Below are 23,719 nucleotides of genomic sequence, written 5' to 3'. Positions count from 1 at the left end.
CGTCATGTATTGTTCGTTTTTTCGTTTACTTTACGTTTGAAAAATGGAACGTTACAAAGATACGTTTTGTTAGGCTTTTAATTGACATCATCCGCTAAAAACCATGAAAAATCAATCCATTGCTTATTTAATGCTTGTGGGATTTGGAATCCTTTCCAGCTGCGTGAATGTAACTAACAATTCCTATGCTTCAGATGATTTATACGATGAAGCAAATCGTTCTGTCCAGATAGAAAAAGCAAAGGCTACGAAAGCAGCAAAAGATAAAAAATACCTTGATTTTCAAGACTTAGAGGAAGATGATGTAGAGGTGATTGAGGAGGAAGAAGGTCTAGCTCAGCGTAATGCGGTTAATCCTAATTTGTATCAATCTGCTTATCAGCAAGGACTTTCAGATGGTTTATACAATAGTCCGTACCTTGGTTATGGCTACCGTTACACTCCATTCTCGTATTGGAGCCCTTCGTATTCGTATTTTGTGAATCCGTATACCACGTTTAGTTTAGGGATGGGATATTCATATTTTAGTCCTTATTCAGTGTATAGTCCATACAATAGTCTTTTTTACGATCCATATTTTTATAGTCCTTACTACAGTCCATTTGGATTTAATTCCTTTTATCGGAATTATAATTATTATGGCCCTGGTGGCAATTACACAGGTTACAGCGGGCAATACATGACAAATGATACACGTGAACGCAAGAGTTTTGGGCCGCGGGATGATCGTTCGAATAACCGTAATTCGGGTGGAAATTATACAAATTCTCCTCGTGGGGGTAATAATTCCTACAACACGCAAGGAAATAACTTGCCACGGGTGAATACACAACAGACTTACGGATCTGGATCTAGTTCTCAGCCTTATGTGGCACCACGTCGTAATTCGAATTATGAATACAGAGCGGCTCCTTCAGACGGAGGAAGTACGCAACGCAGTAATTCGACCTCAACACCCTCTTACAGCAACCCTAGTTCTGGTGGAGGTTCAAGCTCTGGCGGAAGCGGAGGTGGTTCAAGTCGCGGTCCTCGTTAATTTACGATCATGAAAAAAGCACTTTTCTTATTATTTAGCGTCTGTACGCTAAGCGAGGCTGTAGCCCAAATTTATACCTATCCTAGCTTAGCGAAACAGTTTTCAACTAGCTACTCTGCTGGAACTGCGCGTATGCAAGCACTAGGTGGCGCATCGAGTGCCCTAGGAGCAGATTTGAGTTCGCTCACGGGTAATCCGGCCGGCCTTGGTTTTTATACTCGATCTGAGGTGAACATGAGTCTTGCCTATACAGCTGTACAAACTAAATCGTCCTATTTAAATACATCAAGCGAGGCTACAGAGAGTCAAATTCAGATGCCTACATTAGGCATGGTGCTCTCCGGTAATTACCTTGGGGGTGGAGATTGGCACGGGTCTTTTGGGTTTGGCTATTCACGTCAAGCTATATTTATTCAGCCGATTCAGATTTCTGGTACGAATAATCGCAGCTCCTTGCTGGATAATTTTATTGAAAAGGCAAATGATAAAGGGGCAACAGGCGCTAGTCTAGATGAAGAGTATGATGCTTATTCAGGGACGGCATCATCTCCTGAAGCTTTGGCCTACCAAACTTATTTAATCAATCCGAATTCCGTTTCAGGGGGTGCTCCTTTTGAACGTTTTCAGCCACTATTGCCTACAAATCAATATGGGGCAGCTACTAATTCAGGTTCTTTATCTTCTTGGGATTTTGCCTATGGTGCGTCTTATCGGGACAAATTTTACCTGGGTGCTGCGATTCATTTTTCTAAAATTAGTGCGAGTTCATCTACCACCTGGGAAGATGAATTCGTGGGGGCTAAAAATGTAGCAGGTTTTCAATATGCAGAGACCTTATTAACATCAGGTTCTGGTATCGCTGTAAGTCTCGGAGGTATATATAAAGTGAATCCATCGCTGCGTTTATCCTTAGCATTCAGAAGTCCTACTTACTATGATCAGATGAATGAGACGTATGATGCACGTTTATTTCCTAATGTTATAGGTATTCCAGCCATCGGAACTACGGGCAATCCGATTACTATTACGAAGGTAAATCCGATGCGTTTGACGACGAATGAATTTACTTACCAGTTATTAAGTCCGATGAAAGTTTCGGGCGGTTTCGCCTTTTTCTTTTCAAAGAGAGGGTTCTTGACGGCAGACCTGGAATATGTAGGTTATGGAGGCATGAAAGTCTATTCTGCTGAATTAGGCGGATCCGCTAATCAGGCATTTCAAGCGAAATACAATGGTCAAATATCTCGTAATTTTGAAGGGTCTCTGAATGTCAAAGTGGGGTCTGAAATTCGCTTAACATCTAGTTTGAGTGTACGTGGTGGGGTGGCGATGTTTGGAAGTGGCTATGCCGCGAGTTACGATACAATCGATCGCAATGCCTTCCAATTCTCTGGAGGAATCGGATACCGTAAATCGAATTTCTATCTAGATTTAACAGCTATTCAACGAACTCAGAAAGACGCCTATACCCCTTACACATTAAAGAATGCATCCGATTTTAGCTCAGCCACATTAGATCTAACGTCCATGCAATTGATGCTGGGTGGCGGAATCTACTTCTAGACAGGTAAGTATTGGTCTAATAACCAAAGTAATTGGCTAACGGTGATTTCCCCGTCCACCTGAATATCAGCTTGCTGATAAAAGGGTAGGCGCTCTTCGAATGTTTTTTTGATGGAGGCGATGACCACTTCTTCGCTTTGGGTCTTATCTAATAAGGGACGATTGTTGCCTTGTGCTTTGTACAAACGCTTCGCTAAATCATTTACATCCACGTTTAGGAAAACGCTAACGCCATTTTGCTTAATGAAGTCCATATTGTCATTAAAGCAAGGAATTCCACCACCCGTCGCAATCACCATTGATTGATCCGGTTGAAAACCTCGGAGTGTCTTTTTCTCTATTTCACGGAAATGTGCCTCGCCAAAATTGGAGAAAATCTCAGATACCGTCTTCTGTTCACGGGTTTCAATCAACTTATCCATGTCCATAAACGAGTAACCGATATTCTTTGCTAATTCTTTTCCTAAGGTGCTTTTACCCGAGGAGGGCATTCCTACTAAATAGATATTCTTCATTCTGGTTTTATTCTAGGCTTTGTTGAATCTCATCCGCGGAGGGTAGGGCATAGGAAGACCATTTTCCTTTGACCGTTCCATCTTTCAATAGCCACAATCCTGGGCTAGAGCGAACAATGGTTTTTAAGATTTTCGTGTCCGCAGAAAGTGCAGGAAACGCTAATTGGTATTTGTGTCGTAGGGCATTTACCTCCGTATCTGGCGAGGAAGAAACTAACCAAACGGTGATATTTTTTAATCCTTTTGTCAGCTGCTCAATATGCGGAATCGCTCCCTCATTCATGTGGTGGATGTTTGGGATGATGATCAGTAATTTCGAGCCTTTAAAGCTTTCTTGAGTGTAATTTGTGGTGTCGCCCTCAGCCCACAATTGGTAGTCTGTAATCAATGGCCGTGCCTCTTTTTCATTCGTCGCCTGCATGGAGATGAATTGCGCCGTCGTATCGGTGGGCATCTCGCTTAGCTCCGTTTCAACCCCTTTGATTTTGTACACGTAGGAGAACTTTAATGGCTCGCGCTCCTTCATATTGCTCGGAATATGGTCACCTACCGCATAAGGTAGACCATCACTAATAGGTAGGTGGAAATAGCAGAATGTTCCCATTGCGATGCTGGCGATGGCTGTTGCTGCTACCCATTTTCCTGTTTTTCGATCTTCCGGTTTCTTTGCAAGCAGTAAAATAGCCGTCAGAATAAGTAAGAAAATGTCTTTTCCAAAAGAGGTCCAGGGCGTTAATTTGATCGTTTCTCCAAAACAGCCACAGTCCGTTACCTTGTTAAAATAGGCTGAATAGAAAGTAAGAAATCCAAAGAAAGCAAGGATCCCTACAAAGGCATATAAAGTCTGTTTGATGCGGTAATTAAGGGCTAAGGCAATCGCTAAAACGATTTCTAAGGCACTTAATAGGATAGATAAAATCAGTGCATAGGGAATCCAAAACTTCCAAAATCCCGCCATAAAGGCGAAGTCTACAGAGAATACCTCAAAGTATTCTTCTAATTTTAGTTGGGTCCCTATCGGGTCATTCAATTTAATGAGACCAGAGAAGATGAAAATCCCTACCAATAAAAATTTCGCGATTTTGGTCATTATTGCTGTTGTTGCTGCTTTTGTTGCTCGCCTTTCAATGTGATCAAGCAGAAGACCGCGTAATTAAGCATGTCTTGGTAATTAGCTTCTACACCCTCTGAAACCAATGTTTTTCCGTCATTGTTTTCAATTTGCTTGGTACGGAAGATCTTCATCAGAATCAAATCCGTCATGCTGCTGATGCGCATATCTCGCCAAGCTTCGCCGTAATCGTGATTTTTGTTGCGCAATAATTCCAATGTGATTTCCACCTGCTCATCGTAAATACGGCCTAATTCTTCCGGCGCGAATTCCATTTGATCGGAACCTTCCAGTGATTTTTGAATTAACGCGATGATGCAATAGTTGATTATCCCAATGAATTCTCCCTCGATGCCATCCTCGATTTTTTGTGCTCCTTTTTCTTGGATACTGCGAATGCGTTGGGCTTTGATGAAGATTTGGTCGGTTAAGCTAGGTAGTCGTAAAATTCTCCATGAAGTACCGTAATCTTTGTTTTTTTTATCAAACAAGGCTTTGCAGTATGAAATTACTTGGCGATATTCGATTTCGGTTTGGGAAGGCGTTGAGTCCCTATTCATAGATACAGTTTTTAGACGATGCTCACGTTTTTATAGCCTACAAAATTATTTAAATTATCCTAAAATTCACTCGATTTGGACGCTCTTTTTTCCACAAGTCAAACAATCCGTTTAAATGGGCAATTGCTTGATTTTTCGAAGCCCCAAATCATGGGAATTTTGAACATTACCCCTGATTCTTTTTACGAAGGTAGTCGCGTAACTTCGGTCGATATAGCCTTGAAACAGGCTTCTGAGATGATCGCAGCCGGTGCTTTGATTTTAGATATTGGTGGGCATTCGACTAGACCCGAAGCAACTCCGGTGAGTCCGCAAGAAGAGATGGATCGGGTTTGTCCGATTATTGCGGCTATCTCTGCTGCCATTCCTGCTGTTATTATTTCTATCGACACCTACCGAGTGGCGGTAGCAAAAGCGGCTTTAGCGGCTGGTGCGCATCTGTTCAATGACATAGGTGCTGGCCAAATGGATGAAGGCGTGTTCGATTACATCGTTGAAAATCAAGTTCCTTATATTTTGAGTCACAGTGTGGGTCGTTTCGAGCAAGTACACGAAGTGCCAGAATACCAGAATGTGGTGGCAGAAGTAATACACGATTTATTGCCAAAAGTCCAGGAGCTTCGCTCGCGAGGCTTTAAGGATTTGATCGTAGATCCGGGTTTTGGCTTTTCTAAATCGTTAGATCACAATTATACTTTACTGGCACATCTACGCTCATTTAAATTACTAGGTGCACCTATTCTCGCTGGATTATCACGAAAAACGATGATTTGGAAAGAACTAGGCATTTCTGCGGATGAGGCATTGAATGGATCATCCGTTTTACACACCGTTGCTTTATTGCAAGGCGCTTCCCTCTTGCGCGTTCACGATGTAAAAGAGGCCAAAGAAACCATTCATTTAGTTCAAAAATTACAAGCAAATGGCATATCCCATTTATTATAAAGGTACTTGGCAAGATCCTGAAAAGGTGACTGTGTCCGTTAAGGATGTCGGTTTTTTGCGCGGCTTTGGCATCTTCGATTTCTTCCGCATTATGGATGGGAAACCCATCTTTATGTCAGATCATTTGGATCGTTTTTTGAGTTCGGCTTCGAAAATGGGTTTGTCTCATAGCTATTCTAAAGAGTCGCTAGCTACTTTGATTAATGAGATCGCCTTGCTTTCCTTCGATCCTTGCCTAGGAGTGAAGTTGGTTTTAACGGCCGGTTTCAGTTTAAATGGATTCGATCCGGTAGGGGAGTCAGAATTGTATATTTTCCCAGGGGTATTCTCTTTTGCAGAGCCTACCGCGGGAATGCGTTTGATTAGTCGCGAATATAAGCGTGAAATGGCGGATATCAAATCCTTGAATTACGCTTTTGCTTTACGAGAAATGCCAGCCGTTCGAGCATCAGGTGGTGATGATTTGATTTACCATACTCCTGAATTTGGCGTTTCCGAGTCTTCGCGCTCTAATTTGTTTTACGTCAAAGACGAGATAATTTATACGCCTGCTGACCATATTTTGGAAGGTATTACGCGTAAAAAAGTAATTGAATTAGCGACCTCCGTTTACGAAGTTCGCGTGGGCACTTGTTTACTTGAAGATTTTTTGAACGCAGATGAAGTATTCACAACTGGCAGCACGAAACGTGTTCTACCTATATTTTCCATTGATGGAAAGCAGATAGGTGATGGGAAGAGAGGGAAAGTGACCGAGAGGCTTTATGGGATGTTGTTAGGCTTAGAAGCCTAATAAAGCATAAAGATTAGAGCAAAAAGCATAAAGTTGGAATCCTCTACGAGGATGAATTTGAGAAATATGTCTAAGCCTGAATTTATTCTTTGTGCTTTATACTCTATTCTTTGTAGAGCGAAGCTCTACTTTGGCCTAAAAGCCTTCATATTCTCCTCTCGACAAACCAAGAATGGTCCACCAATTAGATCAATGCAATAAGGGATGGCTGGGAAAACAGCCTCTAGGCATTGTCGGATGGCTTTCGGTTTTCCTGGTAGATTTAAGATTAATGTTTGGTTGCGAATGCCCGCTGTTTGACGGCTTAGAATAGCGGTGGGAACATATTGCAAACTCACAGAGCGCATTAGTTCGCCGAAACCTGGCATCATCTTTTGACAAACGGCCTCTGTCGCTTCTGGGGTGACATCGCGCAAGGCGGGTCCAGTTCCGCCGGTTGTCACAAGAAGACAAACTTCCTCTGACATTTCGATCATCTTCGCTTCGAGTTGATCTTGTTCGTCGGGAACGACGGCGTAGACTACCTCGAAATCAGATTCCAAGTATTCTTTTAATAATTCCACTACGGCCTTGCCTGGAATATCTTCGTAGATACCCGCACTTGCCCGGTCGGACACATTAATTACGCCTATTTTGATCATTCTTTTTGGGTAATTTAAGTTTCTTCTCCATCGGAATCGGCTCGTCTAATAGATCGCGAATAACAATAGAAGCGACTACGCCTCCAAAGGCAGCCGGTAAATAAGAAATCGTTCCGTAGGCTGACTTTTTGAAGTTGCTTCCGTCCGTTAGGATAAGTGATTCGTCTTTGACTTTTTCTAAAGAGAAAACGGTTTTAATCCCTTTGCCTACTCCCATCTTGCGAATGCGCTTACGAACTAAAGAGGCTAAATAACACTCACGAGTATCAAATAAATCAGCTGTTCTGATTTTGGTCGGATCCATTTTACCTCCGGCGCCCATTGAGCTAGCAATTTTAAACCCTAGATCGTAAGCCGTTTTTAGTAAAGTGACTTTAGGCGTTACAGAGTCGATGCAGTCCATGACGTAATCGAATTTATTTGTCTCAAGCAAGTTTTTCGCTTCTTCTGGGCTTAAAAATTGCTCGATGGCCGTTAGTTCGAGTGCGGGGTTGATGGCTTGTAAGCGTTCGGCCATAATTTGGGCTTTGGAAACCCCATGGTTCGTCGCTAAAGCGGGTAATTGTCTGTTGCGATTCGTTGGATCCACGACGTCTCCATCGACAATCGTCATTCGGCCTACGCCTGAACGTGCGATGAATTCAGCGGCAAAGGAGCCTACGCCTCCTAATCCGACTACTAAAACGTGTGATTTTTGTAATTTATCGATCCCTTCCGGTCCGATCAAGAGTTCAGAGCGGCTTAGCCAGCTTAGATCATTGTTTGGCATAATTAGGATATTTCTTCCTTGATTTGATAATTCGTCGTCTTATCTGAGTTGGTGATTAATAACTCCCCGATAAATCCGGCTAAAAAGAGCTGTACGCCCAATATGATAGCAACAAGCGCTAAAAAGAATAGCGGATTGTCCGTTACATTACGGTACTTTAAATTGTAGGCGATGTTATAAATTTTAACTGCCATTAAATAGATGGTCAATCCAGAGCCTGTTAAAAAAGACAGGATGCCTAGGCTTCCAAATAAGTGCATCGGGCGTTTCCCAAAAATCTGTACAAAGGAAATTGATAAAAGATCTAAGAAACCATACAGGAAGCGCTCTAAACCAAATTTAGTCACTCCATACTTGCGCGCCTGGTGTTGAACTACTTTCTCGCCAATCTTCGTAAATCCATTCCATTTCGCTTGAACGGGTATGTAGCGGTGCATTTCACCATACAGACGCAGCGTTTTCACCACTTCAATTTTATAGGCCTTTAAGCCACAATTGAAGTCGTGCAAATGTACACCAGACAATTTGCGAGTGGCAGCATTATATAATTTGGTTGGAATGGTCTTCGAAATAGGATCAAATCGTTTCTGTTTCCAGCCTGAAATGAGGTCGTAGTTTTCTTCAGTAATTAAGCGATACAATTCAGGGATTTCATCCGGTGAATCCTGTAAATCCGCATCCATCGTGATCACTACTTGGCCTGAAGCCTTGCTGAATCCTTCGTGAAGAGCTGCCGATTTACCATAATTACGTGCAAAGGAGATAGCTACAATCGTGCTATATTGGGTCGATAATTGCTTTAAAATCTCCCAAGAATTGTCATTGCTGCCATCGTTTACGAAGATCATCTCGTAAGAAAAAGCGTTTTCTTTCATCACTCGATCGATCCAAGAACAAAGTTCTGGAAGCGATTCGGCTTCGTTATAAAGAGGTACTACGATGGATAGCTGTAACATACGAGCAAAAATACAAAATAATTATGAAGGAAAGATGATATAATAGGGTCTTAATAATTCGATGAATTCCGAGCTATAGTCGCCTTGGTCGGTTTTGATATTTATTCGCTCCTGTTTAACAGGACTTTTTTCCCTTGAACCGCAGGCCATTATGCGTAATAAGGGACTAGACGGGTTGGAGTGGATAGCTACTTTTTCATGGATGAAGAACCCATTTGCCTGTAACGATTGTTCGAAGAGGGCCAAAACATCAGCTGGATACAGCACCGTAAATGTCCCATCATTCGTCAGAAGTCGATCAATTGAGGAAGCTAGATCCTTCGGACTTAGGTGATCTGCGTGAATCGCCATGTGTTTTGCTTCATCGGAAGCTGCAAGGTGATTCGTGAAAAAGGGTGGATTAGAGCAGATAAAGTCGAATTTTTCGTTCGAGTTAAACGTTAAAACGTTTGCTTCGATGGTTTGCAGGCGCGCTTTGAATGGACCACTATTGAAATTTTCGGAGGCAACCTTTGCCACCTCTCGATGAATTTCGAGCGCTATTACAGTAGAGGAGGGTTGAGCTTGAGCTATCATTGAAGCTAGTAGGCCACAACCGGTTCCAATATCCAAGCATTTGCCTCGTGCTTTCAGAGAAGACCAAGCACCAAAAAGACAAGCCTCCGTACTAATCTTCAATCCCGGATTACCGTGATGTAAAGAGAATTGTTTGAACTCAAAAGTGGATCTATTTTCGGCCATAATCCGCCGGATTTTCGCCCCAGTCCTCGGTTTCCCACTTCAAGACTTTGGTCGAATAATGATTACTTTTTAGCCAAGCGATGGCATTATCAACCATTTTGAATAACTCTTCTGTCCGCGCATTGCGCTCTAGGTTCGTTTTGATGGCTCGATTTCGTACCCAGGCAATAGCAGTTCTGGAATCTGAATACAATGGATAAGGGCAATCTAATTTTTTCAAATAGGCTAATCCGTGTACAATGGCTAGGAATTCACCCAAGTTTACGGTACCCTCAGGGAAAGGACCTCGGGCGAATAAAACCTCTTTTGTTTCCGTATTCACACCTTGATATTCTAAAACACCAGGATTTCCTGCGCAAGCGGCATCCACCGAAATGCTAGGAATAACTATTTTAGTTGCGTTTAATCGAGGCACTTTTGTCTTGGAAGCAGGAGAAACGCTCGCCCAATAATTCTTTTTAGCTGCGCTTTCAGCCTCAGCTTTTGACTCAAAAGATTTGTATTGTGCACCAGCAAAACCTTTGATATTTTTTTCAGTCTCCGCCCAAGAATCAAAGATTCCGGTCTGATGACCTACCCAAATCACATAATACTTTTGTTTTTTTGCCATCTACATCAAACGTGATTTGAAAATCTTAATGGCAATTGCAATCAAAATCACCCCAAAAATTTTACGTAAAATCTGCGTTCCAGCATTACCTAATTTCTTTTCAATCCATACACTTGAACGCAATACGATATAAATGAAAACGAGGTTAATGAAGATACTAACGATGATATTTTCTTCTTCAAATTGCGACTTCAGGGAAATCAGGGTGGTCATGGTACCCGCACCTGCGATAATGGGAAAGGCTAGAGGGACGATTGAATGGGTATTAGTTTCGATTTCTTCGCTCTTGAAAATATTGCGGCCTAAGGTCATTTCCATACCGATCAGGAAAATAATCAAAGCTCCGGCCATGGCAAAGGAATTCGTATCTACCCCTAGTAAATGCAAAATGAATTTTCCGGCAAAAAAGAATCCAACCATGATGATACCGGAAGCTAAGGTGGCTTGTCCCGCATGGATGTCGCCATTCTTTTTGCGTAATTCGATGATAATGGGGATCGACCCTAAAATATCGATGACCGAAAATAAGATGAGAGAAGCCGATAGGATCTCTTTTGAGTTAAAGTTCATTTGTTATGGTTTGGATGAGTGTTTCAATATCTTCAAATGTATGGCTAGGGAAGTTCGCAATGCGGAAGCTGGTTTTCTTCCAATCGCCATAACCTTTTCCTAGTTCAATGCCTTTATTAAGGCATATTTTATGTAATTTTTTAATCTTTTCAGGGTCTCCTGTTAAGGCCAAAACCGTAGGTAAACGCAATTCAGGGTTTTCAATTAAGTAACTAAAATCAGAATGATTGTCCCAAAAATCCGTCCACCGTTTCATTTTTTCAAGCGTCATTCGATGCGTCTCAGATAGGATCGGAAGCTGCTGTGTTAAACGGTAAACTAAGTAAATGCTTAGCACATTAGGAGTCATTTGTGTTTGAAAAACACGTCTATTTTCTTCCAAAAATAAAACATCATTATAATGAGTCTCCCGACCTAACTCTTTTGCCCTAGCTAATGCCTTAGGAGAACAAAGAAGGATTCCCATTCCAGCGGGAATTCCGATACATTTTTGTACGGATGCCAGCCATACATCGGCCTCATTCCAGGGTAATTCCATTCCACCCATAGAAGAGGTGGCATCTACTGCAATAAGGGTATCATCTGTTAACTGAAAATCTGAGCGTCGAATTTGCTGTCCCGTTCCATTCGAAGTTTCACTTTGAACTAAACACAGCGTGTCTCCCGTAATAGGTCCTATTTTTTGGCTGATATCAGATAGGCTTTGGTTAATTGAAAATTCAAATGGTTCCGCAACTTCTGCAGCATAATGCGCCCATTTTTTTCCAAAGGCGCCATTAAATAAATGGGTTGACTTTTTTCTAACTAAAGATTGAACGACTATTTCCCAGGCCTCCGTGGCCGAAGAAACGAAGTAAATCGTATAGTCATTAGGGATATTCCATTTCTGATGTAATTCTTGAAATGTCGCCTCTAACAGCTTTTCGAAGCGTGGGCTCCGGTGATTTATGCTGACAATACCCTGATCAAAAGCCTCTTGAATGTATCCAAGGGCCTCTGGGTGAACCTTAGAGGGACCAGGGTAGAAAGATAACATCAGTTATAGGAATGAATAAAGGCCTAATTCGTAACCTCGAAGCCCAAAACCTACGATGATTCCTTTCGCCTTAGGGCTCAAATAGCTGTGGTGACGAAAATCTTCCCGTGCATGTACATTCGAAATGTGAATCTCAATGACAGGTGTTTTAATAGCGGCCACGGCATCGCCTAATGCCACCGAAGTATGCGTATATCCTCCGGCATTAAATAAAATACCGTCATAGCTAAAGCCCACTTCATGTAATTTATTGATGAGTACACCTTCCTCATTGGATTGGAAATAGGAGGTGTCCAGTTGACTCCCAAATTTATCTTGTAAGATTTCCAAAAACTGCTCGAACGTCTGTGCACCATAAATTTCTGGTTCACGCGTGCCTAATAAATTCAAATTAGGACCATTCAGGATTAATATTTTCTTTCTTACCATATTTAAAAAGGGACATGCGGTGTAAAAATACGTAATTACTTTAAATTTACGGGATTCATTACATAAAATGTATATGTGGGAGACAGAAATCCAATCTTTTGGGGATTACTTAAAAATAGAGCGTGGCCTATCCAAGCACTCCCATGAAGCCTATTTGCGGGATATACAAAAACTGGCCACCTATTTGGCTGTTTCGCCGGTGGCAATAGACCAAGTAGATGAATCCCATATTTTGGCCTTTTTAAAAGACTTACACAGCCTAGGCATTGAAGCAAGTACTCAATCCCGAACACTTTCCGGTATTCGCGCCTTTTTTCAATTTCTCGTTTTTGACGGCACCTTAAAAGCGGACCCCACTGTTCATGTGAAGAATCCTCAAATGGGGCGTAAATTACCCGACACTCTATCCTTTGATGAAATCACTGCGATTCTGGATGAAGCAGACCTATCTAGTCCTGAGGGAGTACGCAACCGGGCCATGTTGGAATTTTTATATGGCGCTGGGTTGCGGGTTTCTGAATTAATTGGCTTGAAACGGGAAGATATTTATGAGGATCAAGGATTTATCAAAGTGCGAGGAAAGGGCGACAAAGAACGATTAGTTCCCGCAGGTCGGGATGCTTTCAAATACTTGAATCTGTATTTGGACTCAATAAGACCCTCCGTGCCCGTCAAAAAAGACGCCACCCATTTGGTATTTCTAAATCGCCGAGGTTCAGGTTTAAGTCGGGTGATGGTTTTCCTGATTTGCAAAGATCTTGCAGCGAAAGCTGGTATAACCAAAGTTATTGGCCCTCATACCTTTCGTCATTCTTTTGCTACCCATTTGATAGAGGGAGGAGCGGATTTACGCGCCGTACAGGAGATGTTAGGCCATGAATCGATCTTGACGACTGAAATTTATACGCACTTAGATCGGGCGTATTTGACGCAGATGGTACAGGATTTTCATCCTTTTTCAAAAATAGATAAGAGATTGTAGAGTATAGAGTAGAGATAAAAATCTATACTCTCTTATCCCTACTCTACTATCTCTTCTCTCCCTTCCTCGGGAAAAGGAATAAACACAAAATTCGTAAACTGTCCATCGACCACAAAAAGACAAGCGAATTCTTCAATGTCTTTGAAGTTTTGGACGAAGAGTTCCATATTCTCTTCAGCGATTAGTTTGCGCTGCACAAATTCTTCCATCATAGAAGCGTGGTAGTTCCACTTGTTTTCGTGCAATTCTCCTACGCCGATTAGCTTTTGGCCGATTTCAATGGGACGTTGGGAGGTCACAAAGATGGGAAAGTCGGAGAAGCCACGTTTTTTGATTTGGTAGGACGCTTCTTTTAGGGCATCTGCTACTTTGATGAAATCAGAGGATATGAGGCCTAAGTATTTCCCATTTAGGTCTGGAGAATTAGGTGCATTCGAAAGGGCTGTGTAATCTTCGATCATGATTTAACTCTTACTTAGTAATAATAATTGAATGTCTTTGACTGGTTTGTGGAACAATTTTCCGGTACTTGGTTGCGTCACGAAGCCTCGGTAGCAGAATACCCCTTTCATAAAGGATTTACCTTGCCAAAGCATTTCTTCCACACCCCCAGTCTTTCCAGCTTTCAAAATGAAGGAGGTCATCAGGTTGCTCATCGCTAAACTAGCGGTGTGAGCCACAAGAGATGGAATATTGGGGACACAGAAATGAGTTACGCCGTATTTCTCGAATGTTGGCTTTTGAATCGTACAAGGCTCTGAAGTCTCGAAACAGCCGCCTTGGTCAATACAAACATCTAGGATTAATGTTCCCGGATTCAGTTTACTGACCATTTCTTCTGTCACGATGCAAGGGGTAATTCCACTGTCTGAACGCAAGGCACCCACGATGATTTGGGCTTCTTGTAAAGCTTTGGCCAGATTTTCAGAGTCAATAACCTGAGTGACAATGGGGAAACCAAGCGCCGATTTTAGGCGTTGTAACTTATAAATATCTTTATCGAATACTTGGAACTGAATGCCAGCGCTCGCTGCCGCTCGCGCCACTTGCTCCACCACCTGACCCGCTCCTAAAAGCACTAGATTACAAGGAGGAACTCCAGTGACGTGTCCTAAAAGCAATCCTTTTTTCTTTTGAATCAAATCGGTAGCAATCGGCAAAATCAATTGTCCGGCTATTTCAGCCATGATTTTAATGAAAGGAAAGCCGCCGCCATTGTCCTCGACGAATTCGAGGCCGATCGCCATCAGTTTTTTGGCATTCATCGCATCGATTAACTCGGATGACAAATGCTGGTACGAGGCACTTGAAATAAACGCTTGGCCTTCTTTCATGCGCGCGATTTCCGCGATGCTAGGAGGTGTGATCTTTAAAGTCAACGCACTTTGCCAAATCATCGCCACATCCTCACTCACACTCGCTCCAGCTAGTAAATAGTCGGAATCACTGAAACCAGCACGTTCACCCGCGCCTTTTTCGATCACAATTTCATGGCCATTATTGGTTAATAAAGCAACGGCTTGTGGGCTTAAAGAAATGCGGTTCTCGTTCGGGTCGGATTCCTTAGGCAGACTGATGCGGATGCTTTGTGCATTCTGCTTTGTCCACGCCATCGCCTCTAAAGGCGCGATGCCTTGTTTCGAAAGTAAATCCTGAAAGGGGTTGTGCTCTAGTATCTTCGCCATACAACTTCTAATTTACGGTGCGCGTCATCGACGTGGGAGATGTTTAGTTCCAAATGTTCAAAGGTCCAAAATTCCTCCGCCTGTTCCGGCCACTCCACCAGACACAAGTGTCCAGAGTCTAAATATTCTTCTAATCCGATATCAAAAGCCTCTTGCGCGTTCTTCAATCGGTATAGATCAAAATGATACACGGGATTACCTTTGCCATCCACATATTCATTTACCAAAGAAAAGGTGGGGCTTTGGACGGATTGTGCCACCCCTAATTGCTGGCAAATCTCCTTAATTAAGGTCGTTTTTCCGGCACCCATTTCCCCACGAAACAGCCACACATTGGGGTAGTCTTTCGTCTCGCGAAGGAGGCTAGCCGCTATTTCGGGCAATTCAGTGATGCTGTATTTATCCCAGGGTCTCATAGTTCGATATCCCCTAATTGTGGTCTGATGAGTATTTCTTCTAAAACAGTAGATGGATTCATCGTATAAGCCGAATAAATCGTCGATGCCACATCGTCTGCCGGTATAAAGCGTGACTCGGGCAATTCCACTCCATCCCAAGCGGGCGTTAAAGTAGCCCCAGGTAAGATGGCTGTTACTTTAATACCTTGCAACTTCGTTTCCTCTCGTAACACTTTAGTAAAACCTAATAAGGCAAACTTGCTGATGCAATAAGATCCACCGGCAGTATAGGCCGTAATAGACGCGGTAGAGCAGATGGTGAAAATGTGGCCTGATTTTTGGGCCTGTAAAGTAGGTAAAAAGGCACGTGTCAAATGATACGCACTGTATAAATTAGCCTCGATTTGACGCTCTAAAACTCCATCTTCCTCGTTCTGGATTTGACCCGGCATAAAAAATCCGGCGTTGTTGATCAGTACATCGATGGTTTTGGTTTGGCCCAAAACCCATCCAGCAAAGTCCTGGCATTGCTTTTTGTCGCTTAAGTCTGCGACAAAAGTGTGTAATAACGGCGAGTTGAACTCGGTCGTTAAGTCCTTCAATTTATCGCCTGTTCGCGAACAAGTATACACGGTAAATCCTTCCGAAAGGAATTTTTTCACCAACGCTTTGCCAATTCCCTGGCTACCCCCACTAATTATTGCCGTTTTGTTCATTATCTTTGATAAATATCGATGTGTAATATACCAATCAGATGTCAAAATTAGGCAAATATTTAATCTTCCTGGGTAAGCTTTTTACAAATCCAGAAAAATTTCGGGTTTATCTCGCTTTGACATTTCAAGAATGCGTGGATATTGGTATTAATTCGATCTTGATTGTGGCGATTGTATCTTCTTTTTTAGGAGCTGTGACCTGTGTACAAACCGCAGCAAACATGGATAATCCTTTCGTTCCGCAATATATTATCAGTTTAATTGTTCGTGATTCGACGATTTTAGAAATGGGGCCTACTATTACCTGTGTGGTGTTAGCTGGTAAAATTGGTTCCAATATTGCTGGTCAATTAGGGACGATGCGTATTACGGAGCAAATCGATGCTCTAGAAGTAATGGGGATCAATTCTCGTTCCTATTTAGTCTTACCCAAAATCATTGCAGCAATGATTACTTTTCCTATGCTGGTGACTCTAGCTTGCTTTTTGGCTATCTATGGAGGTTATTTAGCCGGATGGTTGACAGGATCAATCTCACCACAAGAATACATCAAAGGGTTACAATTCCAATTCAAAGGGAACTATATGATTTTTGCATTGACGAAATCAGTGGTATTTGCCTTTTTAATAGTAACTATCTCCGCCTTTAAAGGATTCTACACGAAAGGTGGTGCTTATGAAGTAGGAACGGCGAGTACCGCTGCCGTAACCAATTCGTGTATTGCGATTTTGATTGCGGATTATCTGTTGGCCCAATTATTAGTAGGCTAAATTCTCTCGATAAATACGTTGGTAGTTAAAAGCGAGCTTGCAGAACCTCTGTAAGATCCGTAAACGGGTGTGATTTCTTCTGGAAGACAAGATGCGGCTAATGGAATATGGTTTCCAGAAACGACCTCGTGTTGCGTCGGATCATAGCCTCTCCAGCCACCACCAGGCAAATAAACCTCCACCCAAGCATGTAAATGATGTGTTTGATTAGGTACATCTACTGGAGCAACCCCAATGTAGTATCCAGAGACAAATCGCGTAGCTAAACCCATGGCACGGCACAACGCTGAAAACAAGACGGCGTAATCACGGCATGAACCCTTTCGGTTAATCAATGTAAATTCAGGCGTATTGGGATTGCCCTCCTCGCGAATTTCGTAGGCGAATTTGGTGAAAATAAACTCATTTAACGCAGACAAGTAGGCTGAAGTGCTGTAACGAACCCCCGATGCAATTTGTCGGGCCATTTGTTCTACGTTCGGCGTTACCCCCTCCAATCCTACATAGGGGCTTAAGGTCTTTTGGTACGAATTTGAATACGTAATGGGTAACGTTTTACTTTCAAAAGGAAAGTACACGAAATCAAATGGATTAAACTCGGTAGTCTCTACCATGGCCTTCATTTCTATTTCTAGAAAATTTGTGGGCTCTTTGAAGAACAGAATATTTTGAATATTACCTTCTGGATCTAGATTTTTAGATACTTGAACCGGACTAGGTTGAATGTCTAATTGAAAATCTTGAACCGTCAAAAGCGCACTTTTACGTGGATGTAAATAGAGCACGTGCGGGTCTAATGTGACCGATTCACTGTAATCATATCGAAGTTTATGCTGGATACGTGCGATCATTTCGAAGACGAAATTAACTCTTTCATCCAACCTTCATCGATTCCCGCTAAAGATTTACGCAATGCTTCATTCCAATCATCAGAAATAGCTTGCATGTCCTCCTTGTAAAGCCTAACCTCTTTAGCCTTAAAACTTCCCTTTTCATAAACGACCACATCAATGGGATAATCAACATCGTTTGCGCTGACTTGTGTGGCATCGAATGACAAGAAACCCATTTTTAAGGCCTCTTTTAGCGAGGTTTCATGGGTCAAATTGCGGTTCAATAAAGGTTTTCCGTAATTAGAATTACCAATAATCTGGTATTTTAACCCGTCATTTATCTCAATCCAATTGCCTTCTGGGAAGATTAAGAATAACTTATGCTCGTTGTCTTTGGGCATTTGTCCACCTACAATCGCGTGTAAATTGAAAGCATAGCCTTCTTTTTCTAGGGTTTCACGATCTTCTGAAGCTACTTGTTTTAGTTTTTGTCCAAAAGACGTAGCCGCCTGAAACATGTAATCGTAGCTTTCCTCTTCATCCTCAATCGCTTGATTAAAATAAGTCACCGCTTTATCACGTACAGAGCGCAATCCAGCTGTCATGATGAAAAGGGAATGATCTTTAATCTCATGGATAGAGATTTTCTTATTTGAATATACTTCGTTACCCGCCGTAATGCGCGTGTCTGCAATCGCGATCAATCCTTCTTTAACGGTAATTCCTAAACAATAAGTCATATAATGATGGGTGGCAAATGGGAGCGCAATATTACATTAATTTTAACAAATAGCTGGCTTAATTGACCGGCTTTAAGTCAAAATAAGTGTTGTGAATGGTCTGTCCGATATCGTTGTTTGAGCTTTGGAAAGCATCTAAAAATTGGTGTAATCCCGTGGTCAGAATATCCTCAATCTCCGTGAATTGTACTTCAGAAAGGATCTTAGATAGTTTTTTCTCAGCTAAATTCGAATAGCCGTGATCAAATGAGGTACCTGAAATGGCGTATAGCGATTGTTCCGCTTCAGTCAAACAATGCACCACCGATCGCGGAAATCCTTTGTCTAAAATTAAAAACTCCACAATGTTCGTGGGATTCACCACTTTGTATTGCTGGCGGAACATATTGTAGGCTGAAACGGATTTTAAAACAGACGACCATAATAACAGATCTAAAGGAGATCCCACCGCATCCACGTTAGGTAGTAAGGTGAAGTACTTAACATCCAAAAATCGAGTCGTTTTATCTGCCCGCTCTAATAATTTACCTAATTGACCAAAATGCCAGCCCTCTCCGCGAGTAATTGTCGAATCGACAATGCCATAAAAAAGTTGACTTCCTGATTTGATTTCCTCTAAAAAGCCTTGATATCTAGCTAATTCCCAGCTTTTGCTCCCCTCTACACGGTCTTTTACTTTCCAGTAGATTTGGTTCACATACTCCCACATCTCTTTTGAAATACTCTCCCGAATCGTACGGGCATTTTCGCGCGCGGAATACAAGCAAGAAAGAATGGAGTTCGGATTATTGACATCGAATGTCATAAAGTACAAAACGTTCTCCCGGTTTGCCTCTGGATAATGTTCGAAGAAATTGTAATGGTCTGCAGTAGCCACGATTAAGGGTTCCCATTGTTCCGGGACATTCGGAGGTAAATCTAGGGCAAGATTGAAATTCACCGAGATGAAGCGGGCATAATTGTCAGCTCTCTCGATGTACCTGTTCATCCAATAGATGGAATTGGCTACACGACTTAACATAGGCTATAAATGTTTCTAAAATGCTTGATATCTTAAAATTAGGATTTTTTTTCAGAGTGCGGCATCAGCCCGTCCTTTTTTGTATTTTTGTCTATTAATTCGTCCAAAAAATCCACATGTTTTATCAAATTTTCATAAAACCCCTTTTCTTTTTATTCAATCCTGAGCGTGCGCATTACCTGGCCGCAGATATAATTCGGTTGACTTTGCGAATTCCGGGGATGTCGTCTCTCTTTAAAGCTTTATTTCAGGTGGAGGATAAACGATTAGAACGGACGGTTTTTGGACTGCATTTTCCCAATCCAGTGGGATTAGCTGCCGGATTTGATAAAAACGCGATGCTAATTGATGAATTCGCAGAATTAGGTTTCGGATTTATAGAAGTAGGTACAGTTACGCCTAAGCCTCAAGAAGGAAATCCCAAGCCTCGTTTATTTCGTTTAATTGAAGATGAAGCGATTATTAATCGAATGGGATTTAATAATGAGGGTTTGGCAGCGATGAAAGCTCGTTTAGAAAAACGTCGTTCAAAAGTTATTGTCGGTGGAAATTTAGGCAAGAATAAGGTAACACCGAATGAATTAGCGGACGACGATTACCATCAAGGTTTTGAAGCCCTTTATGATGTTGTAGATTATTTTGTGGTTAATGTAAGTTCGCCTAATACGCCTAATTTACGTGCCTTGCAGGAAAAGGAGCCCTTAAAACAATTGTTGCAGACCTTGCAGGATTTGAATGCCTTGAAGCCGGTGCAAAAACCAATCTTGTTAAAAATTGCCCCAGATTTAAGTAATGATCAATTAGACGATGTCATTGATATTGTACTAGAAACTAAACTAGCAGGTGTCATTGCAACGAATACAACCTTATCACGAGAGGGATTGCAATCAGCTCACAAAGAAGAAGCAGGTGGTTTAAGTGGAAAACCATTAACCAAGAGATCTACGGAAGTAGTGGCTTATTTACACCAAAAGTCGAACGGTCAATTCCCTATCATCGGGGTAGGCGGAATTTATTCTGGGGCTGATGCGATAGAGAAATTAAAAGCAGGAGCCTCCTTAGTTCAAATCTATTCCGGCTTTATTTATGAGGGGCCGGGTTTGATCAAAAAAATTAACCAAGAAATACTCGCATCTGGACTGTAATTTGATTTTGTAAATCGGATCAAAAAAGCGAAATTTATAAGATTATAACCTTGGTTCCCACAATGGCAAAAAAGATTAGTAACCCTACCAGCACCTTACAACTTAATTTTGAGCAAGATAAGCCCAAAAGAAAAATGGACGGTGCCGTTCTATACCGCTTTCAGTTAATTATAGCCGCCTTTTTATTTCTGATTGGTACCCTATTGCTGGTCTCTTTTGGGTCAAGTTTTTTCGTAGGCGTTTCAGACCAAAGTGAGGTTGAACGTGGAATGGTGGAAACAATCAAAGGTTCTGATATTCCGATTAAAAACCTGGCAGGGTTGTTAGGTGCAAAAATTGCCCATTTCTTTTTATTCAAGACTTTTGGTTGGTCGACTTTATTGTTGATCCCTTTATTTTATTTGTCAGCCATTAAAGTAGGTTTTAAGAAAGAATTTTATTCTTTAGAACGTCTTTCTTGGCAGGTATTATTTTATATACTTTGGTTCAGTTTACTAGCTGGATTTTTCGTATTCTCGCTTGATTTGCCCCATTCTATTGGAGGTGGTGTAGGCTATTTTGTAAATGAAAAATTATATCAATTATTGGGTTACTTGTCCATTTTTGTGATTGGATTTGGTGGATTTATCTTCCTCGTGTTGTTTTATCAGTTGAGTCCGAAGAAAGCTAAAGTAGCTGTACCAATGAATACGGAGGAAGATGACGAGGAAGAAGAGAGCTTATTTCTTGATGAGGATGGCCCTGCTGTTCACATTGACAATGATGATTTAGAGGAGTTTCGGCCGATTGTCCCTCCCGTAGTGGAAGAAGTCGTCCCTGTGGTGGAAGAGACAGTGGAAGTAGCGCCTGAGCCTGTTGTTTCAGAGGAAAAGAAAGAAGATGACCTAGACTTTACGTACAAAGTAGCGGATGTAGCAGATGAGGTTATCGAGGAAGAGCCTACACCGGTTTCGAGAGAGATCAAGGCGAATGATCTAGTAGAGCAGTTTGGTCTATATGACCCTACGGCTGATTTACCTAAATATCAGTTCCCTACGATTGATTTATTAAAAGAATACGATCAAAAGAACCAGACATCGCAAGTGACGATGGATGAGTTAAAAGCGAACAAGGAGAAGATTGTTGAGACTTTATTGAATTATGGAATTGGGATTCAGAAGATTGAAGCGACCATAGGACCCACGGTTACTTTGTATGAAATTGTGCCCAAAGCCGGTGTTCGTGTGAGTAAAATCACTTCGTTAGAAGATGATTTGTCGCTTTCATTAGCTGCAATGGGTGTTCGTATTATTGGCCAAATGCCAGGTAAGGACACGATTGGTATTGAGGTCGCTAATAAGAACCGCGAGATGGTTCCTGTACGTGCCGTGATTGGTTCAGAGAAGTTCCAAAAATCTACTTTTGATCTACCTATCACCCTAGGAAAGACCATTTCAAACGAGATCTTCGTAGCCGATTTGGCGAAAATGCCTCACCTTTTAATGGCCGGTGCAACGGGTCAAGGTAAGTCCGTTGGTTTAAATATGCTCTTGACTTCATTAATTTACAAGAAGCATCCAGCGACCTTGAAATTTGTTTTAGTCGATCCGAAGAAAGTGGAATTATCCCTTTTCAATAAGTTGGAGCGTCATTTTTTAGCTTGTCTGCCTGATTCAGCTGAAGCGATCATTACTGATACGAAAAAAGTAGTGAGTACGTTGAACTCACTTTGCAAGGAAATGGATTTGCGTTATGATAAATTAAAGGATGCGGGTTGCAGAAACATCAAAGAATACAACCAGAAATTTATTAACCGTCGTTTGAATCCAAATGAGCACGACTTTATGCCTTACATCGTTTTGGTGATCGATGAGTTAGCGGATTTGATGTTAACGGCTGGTAAAGAGGTTGAACATCCGATTGCACGTTTAGCGCAATTAGCGCGGGCAATTGGTATTCACTTAGTCGTGGCTACACAGCGTCCGTCCGTGAACGTTATTACGGGTACCATTAAGGCGAACTTCCCAGCGCGTCTTTCGTTTAAGGTAATGTCCAAAATTGACTCCCGCACCATCCTAGATGCCGGTGGCGCTGACCAATTAGTGGGTATGGGAGATATGTTATTGTCGATGGGGTCAGAAGTAATTCGTTTGCAATGTGCATTCGTAGATACCCCAGAAGTTGAAGATATTTGTGATTTCATCGGGAATCAACAAGGATATTCATCAGCTTATTTATTGCCTGAACCAGATTCAGAGGAAATGGGTGGACAAGATCGCGGGGATTTTGATCCGAGTGATCGCGACTCATTCTTTGATGAAGCAGCTCGTTTAGTCGTAATGCACCAGCAAGGAAGTACTTCCCTTATTCAGCGTAAGTTGAAACTTGGGTATAACCGGGCAGGTCGCTTAATTGATCAGTTAGAGGCAGCTGGAATTGTGGGTTCTTTTGGTGGTTCCAAAGCCAGAGAGGTACTCGTAAAATCAGAAACGGAATTAGAAGAGATTTTGAAAAATTTATAAGATGAAAAAAGGACTATTATTACTATTCTTGAGTTTTAGCGTATTTGCGCAATCGAATAAGGCATTGAGCCTGATTGATGGGATGCAGAAGAAGTACAAAGCAATGGGATCATTCTCCGCTAATTTCACCTACCAAAATGAGGGTTCGGCCACGATGTCTGGATCCATAACGGTAAAGGGAACCAAGTTTCGCTTAAAGACGGCAGGTCAGGAGATCTTCAATAATGGAAAAGAGGTAGCGACCTATATCAAGGAAATCAATGAAGTCAATATCTCCAGCTTTGATCCGTCAGAGGGAGATTTGAACCCTGCTAAAATTTATTCTTTTGATAAGAAAGCCTATAAGGTTACTTTAAAGGGCGAATCGGGTGGATTTGCCACAGTAGAATTAGCTCCTGTCGCTAAAGGTACTCAAGTAAAGAGTATCACGCTTAAAATCAATTCCAAAGACCTTTCTGTGAATGAATGGACAATCATTAATAAAGCAGGAAAGAAACAGCATTTTAAAGTAGCGAAATTAAACCCGAAAGCGAATGCTGACGATAAATTCTTCAACTTTGATAAGAAAGCTTTTCCTGGTGTAGAGATGAATGATTTACGCTAATCTATTAACGGTATTGCATGAAAAAAGGCCTCTCGAAAGAAAGGCCTTT

General features: G+C 41.8%; 27 protein-coding genes. 9 read left to right on the top strand and 18 right to left on the bottom strand.

Features of this window, described 5'->3' with window-relative positions; translation table 11 throughout:
- The first annotated feature begins 103 nt into the window (after window positions 1-103).
- Window positions 104-1,036: a hypothetical protein gene (locus SKC37_RS08745; RefSeq protein WP_377981117.1), complete on the top strand. Its 933-nt coding sequence runs from the start codon at window positions 104-106 to the stop codon at window positions 1,034-1,036.
- A 9-nt stretch (window positions 1,037-1,045) separates the two neighbouring features.
- Window positions 1,046-2,599, top strand: coding sequence for a hypothetical protein (locus SKC37_RS08740; RefSeq protein ID WP_377981116.1), 1,554 nt, complete (start codon window positions 1,046-1,048; stop codon window positions 2,597-2,599).
- On the opposite strand, the gene SKC37_RS08735 is transcribed toward SKC37_RS08740, so the two are convergent.
- The 3 genes from SKC37_RS08735 to SKC37_RS08725 are packed head-to-tail and all read right to left on the bottom strand — an operon-like array spanning window position 2,596 to window position 4,785.
- Window positions 2,596-3,114, bottom strand: a complete 519-nt coding sequence (locus SKC37_RS08735; RefSeq protein WP_130895257.1) for a shikimate kinase — start codon at window positions 3,112-3,114, stop codon at window positions 2,596-2,598. The two genes, SKC37_RS08740 and SKC37_RS08735, sit on opposite strands and share 4 nt — an antisense overlap.
- A 7-nt stretch (window positions 3,115-3,121) precedes the next feature.
- Window positions 3,122-4,204, bottom strand: coding sequence for a BT_3928 family protein (locus SKC37_RS08730; protein WP_377981115.1), 1,083 nt, complete (start codon window positions 4,202-4,204; stop codon window positions 3,122-3,124).
- Window positions 4,204-4,785: a DUF1599 domain-containing protein gene (locus tag SKC37_RS08725; RefSeq protein ID WP_377981114.1), complete on the bottom strand. Its 582-nt coding sequence runs from the start codon at window positions 4,783-4,785 to the stop codon at window positions 4,204-4,206. Before SKC37_RS08725 ends, SKC37_RS08730 begins: the two co-directional genes overlap by 1 nt.
- A gap of 150 nt (window positions 4,786-4,935) precedes the next feature.
- Here SKC37_RS08725 and folP point away from each other — a divergent pair, with 150 nt between their 5' ends.
- Window positions 4,936-5,730: a dihydropteroate synthase gene (gene folP, locus SKC37_RS08720; protein ID WP_377981113.1), complete on the top strand. Its 795-nt coding sequence runs from the start codon at window positions 4,936-4,938 to the stop codon at window positions 5,728-5,730.
- Complete coding sequence (locus tag SKC37_RS08715) at window positions 5,708-6,523, top strand: aminotransferase class IV (protein WP_377981112.1); 816 nt, start codon at window positions 5,708-5,710, stop codon at window positions 6,521-6,523. The genes folP and SKC37_RS08715 overlap by 23 nt, the downstream gene beginning before the upstream one ends.
- Before the next feature lie 125 nt (window positions 6,524-6,648).
- Here SKC37_RS08715 and mog read toward each other — a convergent pair whose 3' ends face one another.
- The 8 genes from mog to aroQ are packed head-to-tail and all read right to left on the bottom strand — an operon-like array spanning window position 6,649 to window position 12,275.
- Complete coding sequence (mog, locus tag SKC37_RS08710; protein WP_223131461.1) at window positions 6,649-7,164, bottom strand: molybdopterin adenylyltransferase; 516 nt, start codon at window positions 7,162-7,164, stop codon at window positions 6,649-6,651.
- Window positions 7,142-7,933, bottom strand: coding sequence for a tRNA threonylcarbamoyladenosine dehydratase (locus SKC37_RS08705; RefSeq protein ID WP_377981111.1), 792 nt, complete (start codon window positions 7,931-7,933; stop codon window positions 7,142-7,144). Before SKC37_RS08705 ends, mog begins: the two co-directional genes overlap by 23 nt.
- Before the next feature lie 2 nt (window positions 7,934-7,935).
- Window positions 7,936-8,889 (bottom strand): glycosyltransferase family 2 protein, encoded by a 954-nt coding sequence (locus SKC37_RS08700; RefSeq protein WP_377981110.1) that lies wholly within the window; start codon window positions 8,887-8,889, stop codon window positions 7,936-7,938.
- A gap of 21 nt (window positions 8,890-8,910) precedes the next feature.
- A complete protein-coding gene (locus tag SKC37_RS08695; protein WP_377981109.1) occupies window positions 8,911-9,630 on the bottom strand; it encodes a tRNA1(Val) (adenine(37)-N6)-methyltransferase in 720 nt (239 codons plus the stop codon).
- On the bottom strand, window positions 9,617-10,240 hold the full coding sequence (locus SKC37_RS08690; protein ID WP_377981108.1) for a ribonuclease H1 domain-containing protein: 624 nt from the start codon (window positions 10,238-10,240) through the stop codon (window positions 9,617-9,619). The genes SKC37_RS08695 and SKC37_RS08690 overlap by 14 nt, the downstream gene beginning before the upstream one ends.
- Window positions 10,241-10,810 (bottom strand): MarC family protein, encoded by a 570-nt coding sequence (locus SKC37_RS08685; RefSeq protein WP_377981107.1) that lies wholly within the window; start codon window positions 10,808-10,810, stop codon window positions 10,241-10,243.
- Complete coding sequence (locus SKC37_RS08680) at window positions 10,800-11,846, bottom strand: aminotransferase class V-fold PLP-dependent enzyme (protein WP_377981106.1); 1,047 nt, start codon at window positions 11,844-11,846, stop codon at window positions 10,800-10,802. Before SKC37_RS08680 ends, SKC37_RS08685 begins: the two co-directional genes overlap by 11 nt.
- Before the next feature lie 3 nt (window positions 11,847-11,849).
- Window positions 11,850-12,275: a type II 3-dehydroquinate dehydratase gene (aroQ, locus tag SKC37_RS08675; RefSeq protein WP_377981105.1), complete on the bottom strand. Its 426-nt coding sequence runs from the start codon at window positions 12,273-12,275 to the stop codon at window positions 11,850-11,852.
- A 73-nt stretch (window positions 12,276-12,348) separates the two neighbouring features.
- Between aroQ and xerD the strand changes: the two genes are divergently transcribed.
- Window positions 12,349-13,257 carry a site-specific tyrosine recombinase XerD gene (xerD, locus tag SKC37_RS08670; RefSeq protein WP_377981104.1) on the top strand — a complete coding sequence of 303 codons (909 nt, stop codon included), beginning with the start codon at window positions 12,349-12,351 and terminating at the stop codon, window positions 13,255-13,257.
- Window positions 13,258-13,295: 38 nt separating this feature from the next.
- Here the strand turns inward: xerD and SKC37_RS08665 are convergent, their stop codons facing one another.
- The 4 genes from SKC37_RS08665 to SKC37_RS08650 are packed head-to-tail and all read right to left on the bottom strand — an operon-like array spanning window position 13,296 to window position 16,056.
- Complete coding sequence (locus tag SKC37_RS08665; RefSeq protein WP_377981103.1) at window positions 13,296-13,718, bottom strand: hypothetical protein; 423 nt, start codon at window positions 13,716-13,718, stop codon at window positions 13,296-13,298.
- 3 nt (window positions 13,719-13,721) lie between these two features.
- Window positions 13,722-14,942 (bottom strand): alanine dehydrogenase, encoded by a 1,221-nt coding sequence (locus tag SKC37_RS08660; protein WP_377981102.1) that lies wholly within the window; start codon window positions 14,940-14,942, stop codon window positions 13,722-13,724.
- Window positions 14,927-15,358, bottom strand: coding sequence for a tRNA (adenosine(37)-N6)-threonylcarbamoyltransferase complex ATPase subunit type 1 TsaE (tsaE, locus tag SKC37_RS08655; protein ID WP_377981101.1), 432 nt, complete (start codon window positions 15,356-15,358; stop codon window positions 14,927-14,929). The genes SKC37_RS08660 and tsaE overlap by 16 nt, the downstream gene beginning before the upstream one ends.
- Window positions 15,355-16,056 carry an SDR family oxidoreductase gene (locus SKC37_RS08650; RefSeq protein ID WP_377981100.1) on the bottom strand — a complete coding sequence of 234 codons (702 nt, stop codon included), beginning with the start codon at window positions 16,054-16,056 and terminating at the stop codon, window positions 15,355-15,357. Before SKC37_RS08650 ends, tsaE begins: the two co-directional genes overlap by 4 nt.
- 38 nt (window positions 16,057-16,094) lie before the next feature.
- Between SKC37_RS08650 and SKC37_RS08645 the strand changes: the two genes are divergently transcribed.
- Window positions 16,095-16,826 (top strand): MlaE family ABC transporter permease, encoded by a 732-nt coding sequence (locus SKC37_RS08645; protein WP_223131474.1) that lies wholly within the window; start codon window positions 16,095-16,097, stop codon window positions 16,824-16,826.
- On the opposite strand, the gene SKC37_RS08640 is transcribed toward SKC37_RS08645, so the two are convergent.
- The 3 genes from SKC37_RS08640 to SKC37_RS08630 are packed head-to-tail and all read right to left on the bottom strand — an operon-like array spanning window position 16,823 to window position 19,420.
- Complete coding sequence (locus SKC37_RS08640) at window positions 16,823-17,677, bottom strand: transglutaminase family protein (protein WP_377981099.1); 855 nt, start codon at window positions 17,675-17,677, stop codon at window positions 16,823-16,825. The genes SKC37_RS08645 and SKC37_RS08640 overlap by 4 nt on opposite strands.
- A complete protein-coding gene (locus SKC37_RS08635; protein WP_377981098.1) occupies window positions 17,674-18,399 on the bottom strand; it encodes a proteasome-type protease in 726 nt (241 codons plus the stop codon). Before SKC37_RS08635 ends, SKC37_RS08640 begins: the two co-directional genes overlap by 4 nt.
- Before the next feature lie 58 nt (window positions 18,400-18,457).
- Window positions 18,458-19,420, bottom strand: a complete 963-nt coding sequence (locus tag SKC37_RS08630) for an alpha-E domain-containing protein (RefSeq protein ID WP_377981097.1) — start codon at window positions 19,418-19,420, stop codon at window positions 18,458-18,460.
- A gap of 116 nt (window positions 19,421-19,536) precedes the next feature.
- Here SKC37_RS08630 and SKC37_RS08625 point away from each other — a divergent pair, with 116 nt between their 5' ends.
- The 3 genes from SKC37_RS08625 (at window position 19,537) to lolA1 (ending at window position 23,670) form a co-directional block, all read left to right on the top strand.
- Window positions 19,537-20,565 carry a quinone-dependent dihydroorotate dehydrogenase gene (locus tag SKC37_RS08625; RefSeq protein ID WP_377981096.1) on the top strand — a complete coding sequence of 343 codons (1,029 nt, stop codon included), beginning with the start codon at window positions 19,537-19,539 and terminating at the stop codon, window positions 20,563-20,565.
- A 62-nt stretch (window positions 20,566-20,627) separates the two neighbouring features.
- Window positions 20,628-23,066, top strand: coding sequence for an FtsK/SpoIIIE family DNA translocase (locus SKC37_RS08620; protein WP_377981095.1), 2,439 nt, complete (start codon window positions 20,628-20,630; stop codon window positions 23,064-23,066).
- Window position 23,067: 1 nt separating this feature from the next.
- Complete coding sequence (gene lolA1, locus SKC37_RS08615; protein WP_377981094.1) at window positions 23,068-23,670, top strand: outer membrane lipoprotein periplasmic chaperone LolA1; 603 nt, start codon at window positions 23,068-23,070, stop codon at window positions 23,668-23,670.
- The last annotated feature ends 49 nt before the right edge of the window (window positions 23,671-23,719 follow it).

Origin of the sequence: Aquirufa esocilacus (assembly GCF_042715595.1) — a bacterium.
GTDB classification, from domain to species: Bacteria; Bacteroidota; Bacteroidia; order Cytophagales; family Spirosomataceae; genus Aquirufa; species Aquirufa esocilacus.
Note: the sequence above shows the minus strand (reverse complement) of the source record. Positions and strands in the feature narration are given on the sequence as shown.

What these genes read in the sequence shown, in the direction of transcription:
- SKC37_RS08745 (WP_377981117.1), top strand. Translation starts at nt 104, where the DNA reads ATGAAAAATCAATCCATTGCTTATTTAATGCTTGTGGGATTTGGAATC.
- SKC37_RS08740 (WP_377981116.1), top strand. Translation starts at nt 1,046, where the DNA reads ATGAAAAAAGCACTTTTCTTATTATTTAGCGTCTGTACGCTAAGCGAG.
- SKC37_RS08735 (WP_130895257.1), bottom strand. Translation starts at nt 3,114, where the DNA reads ATGAAGAATATCTATTTAGTAGGAATGCCCTCCTCGGGTAAAAGCACC.
- SKC37_RS08730 (WP_377981115.1), bottom strand. Translation starts at nt 4,204, where the DNA reads ATGACCAAAATCGCGAAATTTTTATTGGTAGGGATTTTCATCTTCTCT.
- SKC37_RS08725 (WP_377981114.1), bottom strand. Translation starts at nt 4,785, where the DNA reads ATGAATAGGGACTCAACGCCTTCCCAAACCGAAATCGAATATCGCCAA.
- folP (WP_377981113.1), top strand. Translation starts at nt 4,936, where the DNA reads ATGGGAATTTTGAACATTACCCCTGATTCTTTTTACGAAGGTAGTCGC.
- SKC37_RS08715 (WP_377981112.1), top strand. Translation starts at nt 5,708, where the DNA reads ATGGCATATCCCATTTATTATAAAGGTACTTGGCAAGATCCTGAAAAG.
- mog (WP_223131461.1), bottom strand. Translation starts at nt 7,164, where the DNA reads ATGATCAAAATAGGCGTAATTAATGTGTCCGACCGGGCAAGTGCGGGT.
- SKC37_RS08705 (WP_377981111.1), bottom strand. Translation starts at nt 7,933, where the DNA reads ATGCCAAACAATGATCTAAGCTGGCTAAGCCGCTCTGAACTCTTGATC.
- SKC37_RS08700 (WP_377981110.1), bottom strand. Translation starts at nt 8,889, where the DNA reads ATGTTACAGCTATCCATCGTAGTACCTCTTTATAACGAAGCCGAATCG.
- SKC37_RS08695 (WP_377981109.1), bottom strand. Translation starts at nt 9,630, where the DNA reads ATGGCCGAAAATAGATCCACTTTTGAGTTCAAACAATTCTCTTTACAT.
- SKC37_RS08690 (WP_377981108.1), bottom strand. Translation starts at nt 10,240, where the DNA reads ATGGCAAAAAAACAAAAGTATTATGTGATTTGGGTAGGTCATCAGACC.
- SKC37_RS08685 (WP_377981107.1), bottom strand. Translation starts at nt 10,810, where the DNA reads ATGAACTTTAACTCAAAAGAGATCCTATCGGCTTCTCTCATCTTATTT.
- SKC37_RS08680 (WP_377981106.1), bottom strand. Translation starts at nt 11,846, where the DNA reads ATGTTATCTTTCTACCCTGGTCCCTCTAAGGTTCACCCAGAGGCCCTT.
- aroQ (WP_377981105.1), bottom strand. Translation starts at nt 12,275, where the DNA reads ATGGTAAGAAAGAAAATATTAATCCTGAATGGTCCTAATTTGAATTTA.
- xerD (WP_377981104.1), top strand. Translation starts at nt 12,349, where the DNA reads ATGTGGGAGACAGAAATCCAATCTTTTGGGGATTACTTAAAAATAGAG.
- SKC37_RS08665 (WP_377981103.1), bottom strand. Translation starts at nt 13,718, where the DNA reads ATGATCGAAGATTACACAGCCCTTTCGAATGCACCTAATTCTCCAGAC.
- SKC37_RS08660 (WP_377981102.1), bottom strand. Translation starts at nt 14,942, where the DNA reads ATGGCGAAGATACTAGAGCACAACCCCTTTCAGGATTTACTTTCGAAA.
- tsaE (WP_377981101.1), bottom strand. Translation starts at nt 15,358, where the DNA reads ATGAGACCCTGGGATAAATACAGCATCACTGAATTGCCCGAAATAGCG.
- SKC37_RS08650 (WP_377981100.1), bottom strand. Translation starts at nt 16,056, where the DNA reads ATGAACAAAACGGCAATAATTAGTGGGGGTAGCCAGGGAATTGGCAAA.
- SKC37_RS08645 (WP_223131474.1), top strand. Translation starts at nt 16,095, where the DNA reads ATGTCAAAATTAGGCAAATATTTAATCTTCCTGGGTAAGCTTTTTACA.
- SKC37_RS08640 (WP_377981099.1), bottom strand. Translation starts at nt 17,677, where the DNA reads ATGATCGCACGTATCCAGCATAAACTTCGATATGATTACAGTGAATCG.
- SKC37_RS08635 (WP_377981098.1), bottom strand. Translation starts at nt 18,399, where the DNA reads ATGACTTATTGTTTAGGAATTACCGTTAAAGAAGGATTGATCGCGATT.
- SKC37_RS08630 (WP_377981097.1), bottom strand. Translation starts at nt 19,420, where the DNA reads ATGTTAAGTCGTGTAGCCAATTCCATCTATTGGATGAACAGGTACATC.
- SKC37_RS08625 (WP_377981096.1), top strand. Translation starts at nt 19,537, where the DNA reads ATGTTTTATCAAATTTTCATAAAACCCCTTTTCTTTTTATTCAATCCT.
- SKC37_RS08620 (WP_377981095.1), top strand. Translation starts at nt 20,628, where the DNA reads ATGGCAAAAAAGATTAGTAACCCTACCAGCACCTTACAACTTAATTTT.
- lolA1 (WP_377981094.1), top strand. Translation starts at nt 23,068, where the DNA reads ATGAAAAAAGGACTATTATTACTATTCTTGAGTTTTAGCGTATTTGCG.